The 16,035-nt window shown below is 42.2% G+C and carries 20 protein-coding genes; 9 read left to right on the top strand and 11 right to left on the bottom strand.

Features of this window, described 5'->3' with window-relative positions; genetic code table 11:
• Positions 1-213: 213 nt before the first annotated feature.
• From LI015_RS07640 to LI015_RS07655, 5 genes are all read right to left on the bottom strand, one after another.
• Positions 214-921, bottom strand: coding sequence for a hypothetical protein (locus LI015_RS07640; RefSeq protein ID WP_227124463.1), 708 nt, complete (start codon positions 919-921; stop codon positions 214-216).
• 101 nt (positions 922-1,022) lie between these two features.
• A complete protein-coding gene (locus tag LI015_RS28190; RefSeq protein ID WP_264468358.1) occupies positions 1,023-1,154 on the bottom strand; it encodes a hypothetical protein in 132 nt (43 codons plus the stop codon).
• A gap of 4 nt (positions 1,155-1,158) precedes the next feature.
• Positions 1,159-1,827 carry an ATP-binding protein gene (locus LI015_RS07645; RefSeq protein WP_227124465.1) on the bottom strand — a complete coding sequence of 223 codons (669 nt, stop codon included), beginning with the start codon at positions 1,825-1,827 and terminating at the stop codon, positions 1,159-1,161.
• A 52-nt stretch (positions 1,828-1,879) separates the two neighbouring features.
• Positions 1,880-2,170 (bottom strand): hypothetical protein, encoded by a 291-nt coding sequence (locus LI015_RS07650; RefSeq protein WP_002567675.1) that lies wholly within the window; start codon positions 2,168-2,170, stop codon positions 1,880-1,882.
• A gap of 15 nt (positions 2,171-2,185) precedes the next feature.
• A complete protein-coding gene (locus LI015_RS07655; protein WP_002567674.1) occupies positions 2,186-2,419 on the bottom strand; it encodes a hypothetical protein in 234 nt (77 codons plus the stop codon).
• 382 nt (positions 2,420-2,801) lie between these two features.
• Here LI015_RS07655 and LI015_RS07660 point away from each other — a divergent pair, with 382 nt between their 5' ends.
• Positions 2,802-3,008 (top strand): ribbon-helix-helix domain-containing protein, encoded by a 207-nt coding sequence (locus LI015_RS07660; protein ID WP_227124466.1) that lies wholly within the window; start codon positions 2,802-2,804, stop codon positions 3,006-3,008.
• 238 nt (positions 3,009-3,246) lie between these two features.
• On the opposite strand, the gene LI015_RS07665 is transcribed toward LI015_RS07660, so the two are convergent.
• From LI015_RS07665 to LI015_RS07680, 4 genes are all read right to left on the bottom strand, one after another.
• Positions 3,247-3,585 carry a hypothetical protein gene (locus tag LI015_RS07665; RefSeq protein WP_227124468.1) on the bottom strand — a complete coding sequence of 113 codons (339 nt, stop codon included), beginning with the start codon at positions 3,583-3,585 and terminating at the stop codon, positions 3,247-3,249.
• A gap of 134 nt (positions 3,586-3,719) precedes the next feature.
• Positions 3,720-4,547 carry a rolling circle replication-associated protein gene (locus LI015_RS07670; protein WP_227124469.1) on the bottom strand — a complete coding sequence of 276 codons (828 nt, stop codon included), beginning with the start codon at positions 4,545-4,547 and terminating at the stop codon, positions 3,720-3,722.
• A gap of 103 nt (positions 4,548-4,650) precedes the next feature.
• A complete protein-coding gene (locus tag LI015_RS07675) occupies positions 4,651-4,923 on the bottom strand; it encodes a hypothetical protein (RefSeq protein ID WP_002567670.1) in 273 nt (90 codons plus the stop codon).
• Positions 4,920-6,269 (bottom strand): hypothetical protein, encoded by a 1,350-nt coding sequence (locus LI015_RS07680; protein WP_227124471.1) that lies wholly within the window; start codon positions 6,267-6,269, stop codon positions 4,920-4,922. The genes LI015_RS07675 and LI015_RS07680 overlap by 4 nt, the downstream gene beginning before the upstream one ends.
• Positions 6,270-6,909: 640 nt before the next feature.
• Here LI015_RS07680 and LI015_RS07685 point away from each other — a divergent pair.
• The 4 genes from LI015_RS07685 (at position 6,910) to LI015_RS07700 (ending at position 9,852) form a co-directional block, all read left to right on the top strand.
• A complete protein-coding gene (locus LI015_RS07685) occupies positions 6,910-7,182 on the top strand; it encodes a hypothetical protein (protein WP_054354272.1) in 273 nt (90 codons plus the stop codon).
• Between the two features lie 65 nt (positions 7,183-7,247).
• Positions 7,248-8,837 carry a hypothetical protein gene (locus LI015_RS07690; RefSeq protein WP_054354271.1) on the top strand — a complete coding sequence of 530 codons (1,590 nt, stop codon included), beginning with the start codon at positions 7,248-7,250 and terminating at the stop codon, positions 8,835-8,837.
• Between the two features lie 4 nt (positions 8,838-8,841).
• The gene (locus LI015_RS07695) at positions 8,842-9,075 is read left to right on the top strand and encodes a hypothetical protein (protein ID WP_227124474.1); all 234 of its coding nucleotides are present in this window, start codon (positions 8,842-8,844) and stop codon (positions 9,073-9,075) included.
• Positions 9,076-9,087: 12 nt separating this feature from the next.
• A complete protein-coding gene (locus tag LI015_RS07700) occupies positions 9,088-9,852 on the top strand; it encodes a zonular occludens toxin domain-containing protein (RefSeq protein ID WP_227124479.1) in 765 nt (254 codons plus the stop codon).
• A gap of 199 nt (positions 9,853-10,051) precedes the next feature.
• On the opposite strand, the gene LI015_RS07705 is transcribed toward LI015_RS07700, so the two are convergent.
• Entirely contained in the window at positions 10,052-10,339 is a 288-nt protein-coding gene (locus LI015_RS07705) for a hypothetical protein (protein WP_054354266.1), read from the bottom strand.
• A gap of 222 nt (positions 10,340-10,561) precedes the next feature.
• Between LI015_RS07705 and LI015_RS07710 the strand changes: the two genes are divergently transcribed.
• From LI015_RS07710 to LI015_RS07725, 4 genes are all read left to right on the top strand, one after another.
• Positions 10,562-10,732, top strand: coding sequence for a hypothetical protein (locus tag LI015_RS07710; protein WP_227124480.1), 171 nt, complete (start codon positions 10,562-10,564; stop codon positions 10,730-10,732).
• A 208-nt stretch (positions 10,733-10,940) separates the two neighbouring features.
• The gene (locus tag LI015_RS07715) at positions 10,941-11,189 is read left to right on the top strand and encodes a hypothetical protein (RefSeq protein WP_054354264.1); all 249 of its coding nucleotides are present in this window, start codon (positions 10,941-10,943) and stop codon (positions 11,187-11,189) included.
• A gap of 225 nt (positions 11,190-11,414) precedes the next feature.
• Entirely contained in the window at positions 11,415-12,458 is a 1,044-nt protein-coding gene (locus tag LI015_RS07720) for a replication initiation factor domain-containing protein (RefSeq protein ID WP_054354263.1), read from the top strand.
• 684 nt (positions 12,459-13,142) lie between these two features.
• Positions 13,143-13,736, top strand: a complete 594-nt coding sequence (locus tag LI015_RS07725) for a 3D domain-containing protein (protein WP_227124482.1) — start codon at positions 13,143-13,145, stop codon at positions 13,734-13,736.
• Between the two features lie 165 nt (positions 13,737-13,901).
• Here the strand turns inward: LI015_RS07725 and LI015_RS07730 are convergent, their stop codons facing one another.
• A complete protein-coding gene (locus tag LI015_RS07730; RefSeq protein WP_002573654.1) occupies positions 13,902-15,584 on the bottom strand; it encodes a methyl-accepting chemotaxis protein in 1,683 nt (560 codons plus the stop codon).
• Between the last annotated feature and the right edge of the window lie 451 nt (positions 15,585-16,035).

The raw sequence follows: 16,035 nt of genomic DNA on the forward strand, positions 1-16,035 counted from the left end.
AGTTCAATGCCAGAGTTTTGCTGGCATGATCACTCAAGATTCCGAGAGATCATTATCTGTAACACACGACACAGCTGGCTCCGGCCTGGCCTGGAATCACCTGCAGGCGAAAATGTGTTACATAAATCCAAAACGAAGATATACAAAACGATTACGATTCGTACCCATAAATCCCCTGGCACTGTCAGCGGACAAGGAAATGAAGATGTCCCATCATATCCGTACACGGCCAGGACTGAACAGAGAGCGGTATATCACAAAAAGGAATGCTACCCCGGCAATGAAGATAATCAGCCAGTAATATGTTCCCTCACTCTGGAGCATCGGATATTCCGCAAGGTCACTGTATACGATGTAATTATTCGCCTGGAGCCGAAAAGAACCTTCCGTGCCGGCTGACCAAGTATAATACCGGGAATCATAGGCAATATATTGCGCATCCTCCGCCGTGAACGTAGTACCATTACAAATCATATCCTTTGCATAAACCAAACGGTACGCATACTGTCCGTGGCGGAACAGCACATAATGGACGTTCCCCAGCTTCGGAAGCACATCCGACATATAAGTTATCACTGTGGTGGAAATAGACGAATCATAAGGCGTATACGAGCTATAAACCACAGGAGAATTCACAGTCAGAATATTCGCTACCGTCTGGGCCTTTTTTGTGCGCCCAGCATTAGAAGCACTAGCAACGCGAGCATTAGAACCAGAAGCAACAGGAATATCTTCCATGTCATCATCGTCCTCAATATCAGCCATATCATCCTCATCTTCCTCATCCTCCTCCGCCAGCTCAGGATACAAGATTTCCATTATCTGCTGATACTGGTCAAAGTCCATATCCTCATCAGGAACACTGGAAAGCCACCCATTTACATCATTCGTCTCAGCCTGAGGATATCCCTCAGGAGCCATAAAATCCTCCTCAGTGAGCGTATACTCATCCGCAAAAGACCGAAAACAGTATAAAGCACACAGAACCAAACAAAGTAATACACAATACATCCTCCTCCACATCATAAGCGTACATCCCCTCTAAAGGCCATCCCAAGGAACAATGAAACAACCCGCTGGCCAAGAGCAAACACAATTGCATAGGGCATTGCTTCCCGAATCACATCCGCAAATAATCCAATTGCAACCTGCATCCAATCACCCCCAATCCTGGCGATACCGATTCATCACCGCATATGTATCATAACTATCATAAAGCGCAGGAGAGTGGAACCAGAAAAACCGCTTGATACTGTTGGCAACGACCTCGCCGTCAACCTCCCGGGCATTTTTCGCGTCAATCAACGCATTGACTTGAATGCACCGCAGCACCGTGCGACAGGCGACCGCATAGCGAAACTGCTCCCGGAAAGGTTTCGCAATTCGGCTGAATACCTGGGATGTGCCGACAATATGTTTCCGCTGTTTACGCTGCTGGGAGACGACCGTAAAAATATTGCTGTCCATCTTTTTCGATTCCAGGGAATTGAATTCCAGATGTATCTCATCAATCAGATAAATCACACCAGCATAACCATTATTAATATCTGTGAAGCAATGAACACCGTCCCAGGGATATACTTCAATGCCATCCGGGAGGCGCAAATCCATATTGCTGCACACCTTTACCTGGGGATACAGTTCACAAAGTTTCTGTACATACTGGACAGCACTGATTGTTTTACCGGCTCCCTGCATCCCACAAAAAACGATAATCCCATCCGGGTCAAAATACTCAGGATGCTGTTTACGGAATTCCTTGTTATACTTCCAGACCTTAAACACATTCCCAATGTCCAGGGAACCCATATACCATTTAAAAGACATGACAACCTCCAAATAAAAAAAGGGAGTGGCAACCGCCACCCCCAACCCTGAGCTACATGGACACCTTACCTTTACGGAATGCTGACATGAGTGTACGGACTGCCTTGCGACCGCCCCACCACATGAACACCAGGCCGATGCCGGCACCGATGGCTGTAGCAATCACACCCACTACCGTCGACACGGATATCTGACCCGTCATAGCTGAAATGATAGGCGCCCAGTCCGTGGATGTGACAGTGGCCCCAGCTTCGGATGCCAAAGCCGGAAAAGATGAAACTGCCATAAGACCAGTAGCGACCGGGAGAGTGCCATACTTTTTCAAAGACTGATACAACTTCACCTTAAATCCTCCTTTCTAGTTAATGCCCACAAGTGCAACCTTACCCGATACCGGGTTATATTCTAATTCCGCCATTACATCGGAATAAGGTTCAATACCGGAATACCTGCCATATGCCTCCGCATCCACATAGCAGCGAAGAGAATCCAATCCCTGAGCAAAGCCAGCGACATAAAATGTCTGGGACGGGTCCTTGAAGCCCTGCCTTTTTTCAACACCTAAAAATTTAAATTCACCCTGTACTTTCATAACATACCTCCTTAACCATTCAACCAGTATTCAAATATCTAACAGGAGATACAGGAAAATATCTCCCCTCTGGAATTGTGTCCAGAACATCCATACCACTTTACCGCTGATATGGCACGGCCGGAGACTTCTTAAACACCGAACAGATATACCGACTTACACGGATAGCTGTTTCCTCAGCCAGTATGTACAAAAATCTGAAATCATGGTAAAATAGTTGTACCCCTACACCTATTCGGAATGACTCAGATTTTCGGAAGGTTACCAATGCACCTACAACAACCACTTTGACATTTGGTGAGTACCGTCAGTATCGGTTACTCACTACTTGCTTTTACAATAACATAAAAGTGAGTAACTGTCAACACCATGGAGGGAAATTATGCCAACAAAAAAGCCACGTGTGCAAACAATACTAAATGAAGATATATATGAGAAATTCAAAACATTATGTGACAAAGAGATGAGAACTGAAAGTCAAATGGCATCAATCATAATTACAAAATATATAAATGACTATGAAGCCCAGCAGAACCGGACAGAGCAGAAGAGTAAACTGGAAAAGTCATCTATCTCAAAGACTGGTTAAAGAAACTCATGAAAAAACGGAGCAGTACGCGCTGCTCCGCTGGAAGGAGAATACCATGAATATTGAATCACCAAACTTTTGGATTGCCATCTTTATTATCGCAACTATTATCGGAATCATAATAAAGAAAAAATGATAGCATTCGTAAAAGCCAACACCTGTATACAAAGCAAGGCTAATTCAATATGCGTATATTGCCGTTGACAGGGAGAGTTAAGCCATAACCATATTTTATTTATCATTGATTCCCCTCTTTTCTTTTATCAACAATTATGTTACACTTTCTCTCTACATATGACATAAGGTCATCCAATGACCGGAGACGGGAATCAATGTTGTTTAAATCTCTCTTGATAGAATCACGCAAATCAGACAGTTCCATAAACTCATTCCATTCCCTATCAGCCATCTTTTTATAGGATTCATACTTAGACTTTACCTCTGGCAGTCTGTCATAACAAAAGAGTACCAGATTCTCAAACTTTGCGTTCAAACTATCACCTTCCATTGCTTCCAGAATCTCCGCCACTCTGTCTGAATACCTAAATGAACGTATATTATTCTTAGCACTTTTCATAATCACATCACCTTTCATTTCATTGTAACACATTTTTGCTGCAGGAAATTCCCCGGCCAGCCCGGCTCCGGAAGATACATGTGTTACATTCCTTAAACACCTTGACATTCATCAATTTATAAGCTACACTGATATCAAACCTCATATATATTAACTGATTGGGTCATGTCCCCATAACACACTTGCGAAACCTTCTTGAACCTTGAACTGTCATCCAGTTCCTGGGACAGAATGAACCGGTCTGTGGCATCCAGGATAAAAACCTCTTCCAAAGGCAAAACCAAATTCCTGGAACACCAATAACGTTTTCTACCATGCAGACCGTTCAACATATCTTTCGTGATGTACTTTGTTATGTAGGACGTGACCTTTTCCATCTCACGAACCCTTGTAGCCGTCATCCAACCCAACTTATAACTGCCTATCTTATATATCTTTTCTTTCGTACGAACAAACTTACTTCTAAGCCCACGGACACGCTTTATAACATACTTACCAGTCCATACTATCTGATGTTCATTCATCCCACTAAATAATCCATGAAAATGATATGCGCCATCCTTATGTTGTTCAGGAACAACCAGATAGGAGAGAGCAGGAGAGGAACGTTTTAGATTATTAAACCATTTACTAAGATACTTTGTACATTCATCATAATCATAACGATTCACTTTATCAGGACTGAAAGTAAAAGTGACAAACCATTCCCATTCATTTGATTTAGCATAATCATAGACCTTTTTCTTTGTTCGTTTTATACTCACCTCATCCACATGGTTTTTATAGTCCTTTATATCAACCAATATTTCCTTACAAACCTTACCGTCAAATGGATTCCGTTCCCCCTTCTTATGAGGCCGTACAGGAATACTTAAATCATCCGTACCAATCGTATTATGATAAATACGATACTGTTTTGTAAGGTCAGGATAAGTGATTATCTTGACATTATACGGTTCCATATTTCCCCCTGTTTTTATAAAAATGAGTGTTAAGTGTTTATACTGTCAAGTAATGGCTACCGGACCGCACCGCTGGTGCGGTTCCGGCAGCCATGCCAACCATTCACTCAATACCCAGGAAAGGAATCTTACGCAACACATACATAACAATCTTATAAACCTTCTCAAAATTCGCCACCACAATCACGAACGGCAACATAATTTTAACCAAATCCATGTTAAAGAACAAGAATACAAATCCAAGACCAGCACGCATGTATTGAAAGAGTGAATCCACTACCGTTTGTATCTCTGCCGGCAACTCTGGAAGATTAATCCATCCAAATATCAGTTTCAAGGCAGAAGAAAAGAGGTTAAACACACTTTCCAAAATCAATTCATCATCACCTCATTCCATTTTTCCTCACATAACTGCACAAATGCCATTACCAAATAGATACTTGTTACAGTCTTAATCGCAACAACGACAAAAGAAAAATTTGTATTTAAAAATACAGTCAGGTTAAAAGACATCTCAGGCCAGAGCAGATTTTCCATGATAGTGAAAGAGGGGAGTACCAACACACAGTCTGTCTGGGATGAATTAACAAAAATATCAATGACCTCTAATAGTAAATCAATAGGGAAGGAGAGAAACCCAAACCTTTCACTGAACCAACTATAGAGGTCATCAAAATAAGCCTTAAAATATTCATCCGAGGGAATGAAAAGTTTCTTCAAACCCTCAATGATAAAATTTCCATGGGACTCAATGGCTGTAGTAACTTTATCCGTATTAGTATTATCATTGTCTATTTGTTCGTCCACCTTATCCATGCTTTCCAAATGTTGCTGGTTCATTTTGTTATAGAGATTTGTAAACTCACCCGCAAGCTGATTCCAAAAAGCCGTAAGCTGACTAGAAATAGTTTGTATCGTATTCTTGATAAGCTCAATAATTGTGTCCCCCTGTTCCACCTGCTGGGCTGTATTATCAGCAATGTTACTTTGCACATCCTGTGATGTCTGTGACCCCCCAGCTGTTGTATAATCTGGTGAAACAGTAGTTTTAATAAAAGATACACTAACATAACCACCATAAGGATACACAGTTGTAGCCGTATCCTTAACATGCACACCAACATCAATAAAATTAACAGAACCAACATCAATATTTAAATCAGTATACCAATCACCAGACTGCTGAACAAAATTAATATATGCATCATTATATTGCGGGGCAGCGTTAGAATTCCCCTTTGTAGAATTAACATAACAATCATAATATTCAAGACCAGTATTAGAGCCAAAACGAACAGACATTTTATAAGTACCAGATGCAGGCAATGAAGCCTTTAATAAACGAACACGAAAACCTAATACAGACACACAATCATTAGGCAATCCAATAGACGCATAAAATTCAGAATTAAACGGAACAAAAGCCTCCCGTAAAACACCATGCATATCATAATATTCAGTAACAAGGCGCAAACCAGTATAAGATACAGTATTAGATACACTAGGCATACCAGCATCAGAAAAAGGCACAAAATCTAACGTATCAAAATCATCCGATTCCATATAATCCTGGGATGGCAATGCATTACTAAACGTGGAAACTGGAAGTTCCTTAGCGTCTGAAGAAGTAGCAACCATTGCAAAAGTAGTCAAAGGATATAAAATAACAACAACCAATAAAACACTCAATAATAAAATTTTACGCAACTCAATAGCAGACATAAGTAACACCTCCAACTATTCGCGAAAGTCTAGTTTAACGAATAGTTAGCAGGGGTGAGGTTCATCACCCAATCTATATATCAATTCTTGATAAATCCCATTGATTAAAATTGAATAAAAGGATGTGATGTTTATGTCTGTTGCCACTCCTTCTGAGGTCAATCCATCTGACAATGATGCCGCTGACCTACAGGATTTACTTAGTGACTATGAGTGGAAATTAATGCAGTCGGAATCTCTGGATACGTCCATTGATAATGCAAGCATTTATCGCACTGCTGAGAATACAGCCGATATTGTACAGTTGCTTTTGTGTGCCAATTTCTTGTTGGCGCTTGTCCTTGGCTGTCTGCTATGTGTTATATTCAGCCGCTTTTTGAGGAGTTGATTCAATGAATGACAATGATTATGATAGACTTTTAATTGCTGTTATTTTTCTTTCTTTAGGGGTGCTGTTACTCCCTGATTTTTTACAGATTTTGGGGGTGTGCTTAAAATGATTGTTGAAGATTTACTTACGATGTACGCTCCCTTTGTTGGCGCTGGTTTCCTACTTGGATGCTTACCCATGCTGGCAGGTTTAAGTATCCATGTGGTTATCAATATATTTAAAAAAATTTAATTTTGGAGGTAAGAATTTATGTTGAAGGAAAGATTTGAAAACAAGGTCACTACTATGCGTTGTGCTGTTGCTGGTGTTGCTGTGAGCGCTCCCCTGGCTCTTTGCACTATCACATCTTTTGCCGCTGAGGGTGACGCGGCTGACCCGTTAATCACTGCTTGCACATCCATTGCAAGCTCTGCCACGACTGCTATCAATGGGGTGATACCTATTGCATTACCGCTGGTTGGCGCTGGTCTGGTTATCACAATCGGCCTTAAGGTATTTAAGCGGATTGCAGGTAAAGCATAAGCAACTATTTTGTGGGACGGTCATTATAGTAATGACTGTCCCACAGTCATTAAAGGAGTGAATTTATGAAAACATTAAGACGTGTTGTTAGCTTGTTTCTTGTTACGGTTTTGCTTCTCTCCTTTCCTCTTACGGCCTTTGCCGCTCCTGCCGCTGTTCCGTCCGTATCAGAATACATATTTGATACGTTGTTATCAGCGAATGGGGTGGATACATCCCTATCCGGTGTACAGTCTTGGCTGGGCTCCTGGACTGGCTACGATGATTATTTGGAGCAAGGAAAGCGTGGGGAACTTGGGTCATACAGTCAATGGTTATATGACAGGCAGTACAACGGGGAAAATGCTGAAATCAAGGCAAAGGCCCGTGAACAAATTGACGCTATGACAGACTGGATGAATATGGACTGGGCCGATGTTGGCGGTCAAGATATCACGCTTGGAACTGGTATTTTAAACGGTTGGGTGGATGGTGTTAAGGGTACTGCCGCTGACTATGCTACTAGCATTAAAGGGTATCTCAGTACGTTTTCCTCGTATGGTTCGGCGGCTCTTGATTATATTAAGGAGCTGGCCCCTGTCACTGAAAATATGGACCATTGGACGAAACCTGCCAAATATGGTAAATGCATTTATCATTATACAGGTAAATCTATATATTTGACTCAAACTTATATTTACCTTCCATCCTCGCTTGCTAGTGAAAATGTTCCTGTTGGTTATCCTACTATCTATAATTCATCTTCTAATAAATGGACGATACATTTTAAATATCTTAGCAATACTGCCCCTACGATTGGTTCTATATATGGCCTTAATTTGTATGGTCATACTGTTAAATATGATATAGATACAGGTGCATATAAGGCCTATAATGATTTTAATATTTCTATCAATTCTGGTCTTGATTTGACTCCGGAACAAATTAAAGAGTTCCCCATTCCCATCTTCCAAAATGAGGCCGCCGCTACGGCATATTTAACAAATAAAGCTTTGGATAATATCATGAATCAAGAAATTGTTGGTATGCCTGTTATTGGGATAAACCAGGATGCACAAACGATGGAACCAAAGGTGGTCCCTACGGTTATTACCCTGCCACAAACGGGCGAACTTGCGGCCCAATTGATGGACGAATTGTCGGATGCCATGGACCGCATTGAAGAACTGGAAGCCGCTCTTAAAAATGCAGGTTTTGCAATTGATTGGGGGGCGGATGTTGTTGTCCCCACGGTTGCACCCACGGACGTCCCGGTTGAAGGTGAGGACACGGAAACAAAGACTACCCTTGCGGCTATCCTTGCCAAAGTTGAAGCGATTCCTGCCACGATTGAAGCTATGCTTAATAATAAATTGGAGCCGGGCGATACGGACGAAGATGTGGAAAACATGAAATTACCTACCAGTATTGCCGACAAATTTCCGTTTTGCATACCGTTTGATGTAATATATCTGGTCAAGGCCATGAATGCATCGTCTGAGGTTCCCCGGTTTGAGCTCCCGTTTAAGATTCACTATCAAAATATCAATTACGAACATACTTTTATTGTTGATATGACTGAATGGGATGCGGCTGTTAAAATATTGCGTACTATGTTAGATTTACTGTTTATTGCTGGGCTGATATCGACAACCCGTGAGCTCATAAGGGGGTAGTTATATGTCTGTTGTTATGAAAGCGTTTAGCTCCATGCTGGCGGTTATTATGGACCTTCTTCCAGATTCGCCTTTCCGTGGATTTATTGATAATATTATCTCGATTCCGTACATCGGTTTTTTGAACTATTTTGTCCCTATCAGTGACTTTATTTCCATCTTGACAGCCTGGGGTACTGCTATTGCTACGTACTATGTTTTCAGCGCAATTTTGCGTACTATCAATGCGATTGATTAAGGGGGTGTATGCATGATTGTCTTATACTCTGGTACACCAGGGAGCGGTAAATCCCTGGATACTGCCAGGACCATTTATAACTGGTGCCGCCGTGGTGCTCCAATCATTTGTAACTTTCCTCTTAATGCTGATAATATCCATGTTAAGCGTAAAAAGGATATACATTTTATTCCCAATGGGGAGCTTGACCCGGACGAACTTGTGTCGTTCTCTCGCACCTATTTTGCGGGCCGGCCTTGCAAAGAAGATAGTATCCTTTTGGTGATTGATGAAGCACAGCTTTTATTTAATGCGCGTGACTGGTCCGTCAAGGGCCGGGAGCGTTGGAACTGGTTTTTTACCATGCATCGGCACTTTGGTTTTTTTATCATCCTTTGCGCTCAGTTTGACCGTATGTTAGATAGACAGGTTCGTGGCTTGATAGAGTATGAATATGTCCATCGCAAGGTAAATAACATGGGCTGGAAGGGTATCTTTTTGTCCTGTCTCCTGCTCTCTCCCACTAACCTTTTTATCAAGGTAAAGATATGGTACCCGATGAAAGAAAAGGTTGGGAGTGAGTTCTTTCAATGCCGGAAAAAGTACTATTGCATTTACGATACGTTTGCGCTCCTGGACAGGGCAGATAAGCGCGAGGAAGGGGAGCAAGGGGCCCCGCCGACCGCTTGTCTGACTGGTCCAGATGTCACTGCCGATGATGATGTTTCGGACTTGTCTCCTGTTTGTCCAGATGCTTCTGGTTGTGTAGTTGCTGATGCTTCAATTCCATCCATTTAAGCTCCTCCGTTTGCTCCTGTATTGTCCTGGATTGAGCGTGGATGATGATTATAAGGATTAGCTGGATGCATATTATCGCTGTATATTTGTACGTTAGTATGGCTATTACTGCATGTATGACATTCGCAATTATCGTCTGCAAAAAAGACCCCCCCCCCTGCTGATTGTATAGAATTGACAGGGAGGAACTTTTTATAAATTACATGTTTATATTGCCCTTGTTGTCACCAATCACGATTCCATTGTTGTTGTTGCCGCCTATCACTACCCCATTACTATTCTGGATATGGATGCCTTGCTTTTCTTCTGTCCGCCCCATATCCTGGGTGATTAGGTCGTTTACATATGCGTTTAAAGACTTGTATCCCTTTGCTTTCCAGTGGGCTTCTATAACAGCTTTTTGGCCTTTGCGAAAATTTATACTGACTCTATCATATGATTCTTTGTTGAATTCATTTTTGTATTTTGTTGCATTAAAATCACTCATTTATTGTTCCCTCATGCATCTTGTGTAAGATGTACAATAAAAAGCCTAACATCTTGTGCAAGATGTCAATATACATCTTACGCAAGATGTAGTATACTATAGTTACAAAGTTAATAAAGCTCCATAGCAACGAGAACGTTATACAGTGTAGCAGTGAGAATGGAGCTACTATCTCAATTTGAGTATATCAGATTCATGCAGAAAAAGGAAGGGGAAAGAGAAATGACAAAGAAAGAGAAAGAGGTTTTCCGTGCATACAAAGATATGGTTACGGAAGATATGTTTGATTCAATGGAAAATGGCAATGAACAATCCATTCTTATAGCGAGGGAAAAATTCAGCTTATTACAAAAGCTGGACAGGAGTTTAAAAGAGATAGAGCAAGGGGCCTAGCCCCTTCCCCTTTAATGCAGGTCGCTTAATTGCGCAACGGTCCACACCCCGTATGAATGCAGATGGAAGGTTTTAATGTTCAAGCGGTTGTTGTCGGTGCATTGGAAACCGTCATTGTATAAGCTAGGCAGAAATACTGCCCTCCCGGATTGATGAATACGCTCCGGGTGGTACGTTGAAAATAGAATATTGAAAGGAAGGTAAGTTTATGAAAGTTAAAGTTTTGGGTATTCAGTCCGTTGATTATGTAAGTCGCAAAACTGGCAATCCTGTAAAGGGGGTTACACTGCATTCAGCTTTTAAGGATGCGCAGGTGGAAGGTGAATCTGTTAGCTCTATCTTTGTTAGCGATAACTTAAATCTTAAGTGTGTCGCTGAGATTCGTCCCGGTATGCTGGTTGACGTGGAATACAATAACCGTGGCTATGTCTGTGATTTGGCTATCTGTAAGCAGTAATCGGCTTTTTTGCATTTCTCCTTATGCTGGCTGTTCTATCCTGGTTCAGCCAGCCCCTTGTGGGTGCAATCCCGCATTTCCTTGTCCACTCTCAGTTCCAGGCCAGACAGCGGTTTAGATTCGTCATTGTGCGGAATACCTACGTTCTGCCATATCCCTTGCTGGGGATGGCTTGTAAAACCCCCGTAGGGTAATACGGGGGTACTAAATACATTGGAGGTCGGGATGGAAGGAAACTTAATAACCCTGGCTAATGGGTTGGTTGTGTCTGTTGACTGGCTGTCGTTCACGGTCATGTCAACGGCTGATGTTGTGGATGTGCTGGATATGTTCGGCTATGTGATGGATGATTTTACACGGATGCCAAAAGGTGCCCGTGGTTACAGGACCATGTTTCGGCTTAACGGCTATTCACTCAGCGTTTTGTGTGATGGCAACCCGGACATGGGTATACATATTGATGTGGCCGGTTCTGCCATAGGTGAACTGGTCCGTAGTTTTTCGGAAACGTTGAAAATAAATACCCCCTTTGGTGAGGGGTACGACATAGATTTTGATAGTACTTTTATGGTGGCTCTCCTGGAACGCATACGTGATAATGGTCATGTTACCAGGATTGATGTGGCGATAGACGATATCGGCTGTAATTATTTTACCACGGATGATGTGTGTGACCTGTATCGGAATACCCAGATTGTCTCAAAATTCCGTAATATGCGCAATGTCGTTGAATCAGAAGTATCCGGTCGTAAAACAGGCCATACGGTGTACTTTGGTAGTCGTACAAGTGATATCTTTTTAAGGGTTTATGACAAGCAATTGGAACGCAATCGCAAGCTTTCCACGATTGGCACCCACATTGATAATCCTTGGGTCCGTTGGGAGCTTGAACTTAAGAATGACCGGGCGGTCAGTGTATCTAAAATGCTTACATCCGGTATTTCTCTGGGCGCTGTTGCTGTTGGTGTTTTAGGGCATTACATGCGGATGATTGAGCTTGACGACATCAATCGTTCTCGTTGTTCTACATATCCTGTTTGGGCTGATTTTATGGATGGTGTATCATCACTTAAGATAACCGTCCCAAAGTATGAAAAGACCATGGACGAGAAAAAGACCTGGATAAAAAGACAGGTTATGCCTACTCTTGCCGCTGTTATCCTTGCGGATGGAGGTAGCCTTGAATTTGTGGAAGATAATCTGGAAAATGGTTTAAATCGTATGAATAAATCATTATATAAAATGGCAATGGGTGAATTAAATAATTGATGTGAATTATAACTATATCGTTAAACTACTGTTTCGCAAATAGTTGCAGACAGGTGCGCTCCTACGGGAAAATGAATGTCGCGCACCTTGCAACTACCACCCTTATGAATGGGCTTTCGCGAAACATTGGGCCGTTTAACGAATAGTTAACAGGGGTGAGGTTCCTTGTTCTTTCTATATATCAATATATCAATTCTTGATAACTCCCATTGTTTAAAATTGAATAAAGGATGTGATGTTTTATGTCTGTTGCCACTCCTTCTGAGGTCAGACCTTCTGACAATAAAGTCTCTGGCTTACAGTACTTACTTAATGATTATGAGTGGGAATTTGATAAAGTCAGAATCTCTGGATACGTCCATTGATAATGCAAACATTTGCCATACTGCTGAAAATACGGCCAATATCGTTCCGTTGCTTTTGTGTGCCTTTTTCCTGCTGACTCTTATCCTTGGTTGTCTGCTTTGTGTTATATTCAACCGCTTCTTTAGAAATTGATATCATGCGTTATAATGGTGAGGAGCTTCTCCCCTTCCCTCTTATCTATCTGAGGCTCATAAACCCAAATACGGATATATTTTACTAAGCCCACATGAGAAAAAAACGCCTTCTGTCCTGTTTTAGCTTAGAATTTCTGCTGAACAGCCGATATATAATTTATAATAACGAAGGGGGGATTGCAAGTTGTGCAGAAGAATTTTCTTATCTGTCCTGTTTTTTACGGCGATGTTACTGCTGAAGGTGGATTTTTTTGATTCTTATGCTCTGCCCCTTAAAGGAGACATAGAGGTACAGACAGCGGATGGAAGCAATACAGTTGAGGCACCAGGAATAATTGTGATTCAGGATACAATTTCTGGGGAGGGCGGGCTGGAAACAGAGGGGGTCCAGGATATCAAGGATGACCGGATAAACAAAGCAGCGCAGGAAAAACAGGCAGATACGGACGTTCCCTTACAGGCCAGTTCCCAGGGAACCGCCGGGGAAGAATCCTGCGGCATGTTTGAAATCACTGGTTATTGTAGCTGTGAATTGTGTACCGGGGAAAACCATTTTACCAAATCAGGGACCGCTCCCAGGCCAGATTATACGGTTGCTGCTGATCCAGATGTGTTTCCATTGGGCAGCAGGATTCGGATTGAAGAGATTATTTATTTAGTGGAGGATACTGGGGCTTCCATCAAAGGAAATGTTGTGGACATCTATTATGAAACCCACGAAGAGGCGGTTGCCAATGGTAGATACGAGGCAGAGGTGTTTTTAATAAGAGGTATGTGATAATCCGGATACAGGGTTTATGATATCATCATTCTGACGCCCCCATTGTTTCCAATGGGGGCGTTTTGCAGCAGGCAGGACCTAATCTGCACTTCTCGGCAGCCAGTTGTTTCATATTACCGCACAGGAGTCATTGCCTGCTATGAGTCCTTTACCGTTAATCTCTTACTGAACCGTGATAAGGCGGAATTGACTAATCAGTTTCTTTAGCAGCTGAGCCTGCCCTGACAGTTCCTCACTGGCCGCAGCGCTTTCTTCCGCAGTGGCGCTGTTCGTCTGTACGACACTGGAAACCTGGTCAATTCCCTGAGTGACCTGTCCGATGGCATCTGCCTGTTCTGTGGAATCATTGGATATCTGTCCAATGGTGGCTACCACATCCTTTACACCTGAAACCACGTCCGAAAGGTTCTTAGCAGTATCATCAGCTATTCTTGTACCATTAAGAACAGCGCGCAGGGAGTTTTCAATAAGGGCTGACGTACTGTTTGATGCATCTGCTGATTTGCTTGCAAGACTCCTCACTTCATCAGCTACCACGGCAAAGCCCTTCCCTGCCTCCCCGGCTCTGGCAGCCTCCACGGCAGCGTTTAATGCCAATATATTGGTCTGGAAGGCAATGTCTTCAATGGTCTTAATAATCTTTCCTATTTCTTTGGAAGAACTGCTGATTTCATCCATGGCGTGTATCATGTCCTGCATCTGGCGGTTGCTTTCCGTTATCCGGCGGCCCATTTCCACAGCCTTCTCATTGGCGCTCAGAGCATTCTCTGCGTTCCGCTTAATACGGGATGCAATTTCGTTTACAGTAGCCGCCACTTCTTCAATGGAGCTGGCCTGTTCCGTAGAGCCTTGTGACAAAGACTGTGCCCCGATGGATACCTGCTCCGAACCGGAGGATACCTGCTCGGCCGCCTCGTTGATTTCTCCCATAGTATTGCTAAGGGAATGGATTATCGTAAACAATGACTCTTCAATTGTTATAAATGCCCCTTTGTACTTTTCATTAGGGGTAATATTAAAATTACCATGGGATATTTCGCTCAGTCCTCTGGATATATCTGTGATGTAGCGCCGCATCATCCCGGCAGCCTCGGAAAATGAGCGTGTCATCTCTCCCACCTCATCATTGGAATCGTTGGAGATGGATATATCTAAATCTCCCTGGGCAAGCTTGAACGCGGCATCCCTTACGTTCAGAATCGGCCTGGATATAAGCCGCGCAACCCAGAAGGACATTGCCACGGATATACTCACTGAAATTATAATAACAAAGACAATCATATATATAATAAGCCTGCTGTTATCCGTAAGGGACCTGGATACTTCATTTCCCATCTGTTTGTTAAGGTCCGCCAGCTTTTGGGCTGCGTTCATAGCATTATTAAGAATCGGTCTTGCCTGGTTCCTGAATATGTCCAACGCCTCATCATTATGGTTTTTAAGTCCCATTTCCACCACCTGGGATCGGATTTCCATATACCTGGGCAGTTCCTGGTCAATAACAGCAATCAGCGACTGTTCTTCCGGCGTCTGGCAATTTATCTTCAGAGCATCCAGGGACTGCTGCATTTTCTGGTCAATCTGTTCCAGCTCGCTGCGGGAATTCTGTATCTCCTTCTCCTCAGTAAGAAGCACAATATCCCTCACAACAGCAGAGCCTTTATTGAGGTATGTATCAAATGAGCCGATATCTCCTTGGCTAAACCCATTTTCCACAAGAGCTTTGCTGTAGTTCTGATCTGACCAGTGCAAAAAAAATGCCCCCAATATACCAGATATACTGGACAGACATGTAACCAGCATAAAACATAGTATCAGTTTTGGACCAATCTTTAAATTCTTCATTTTTGCTCCCTTTCCTTATTTGTACATATTCTGTTCGTGATTTATCAGATAGTATGATATTTGTTTCTGATAATGCATATTATCAATAGGACTGTTCCAAAATAACCTGTTTTTTTATTTTTATCATACAATAATCTCACACTTTTTCGCATACCGACAAAATAAGTTGTATTTTTTTAATCCTGGGGGATTATAAATTTAGTTTTATTGTCGAAATATATTATAGTTATGCGCACAGGTATCCGCATTTATCTAAATAGGAGATATTTGTTTTGGTTGATAATATGCATTATGGGAAGCCGCTGTTTTGGTCAATATTTATCAGAGAGGCTATCGTGGCTATAATATTTATTTTTTATTAAAAATCCCCTGTGCAGTTAAAATGCACAAGGGATTTAGTGTTCTTTCGGGATACCTTGTATCCACTTAATATTTTCTCACACGCTTTGTG

Source organism: Enterocloster sp. 210928-DFI.2.20 (genome assembly GCF_020554465.1).
GTDB lineage: Bacteria > Bacillota > Clostridia > Lachnospirales > Lachnospiraceae > Enterocloster > Enterocloster bolteae.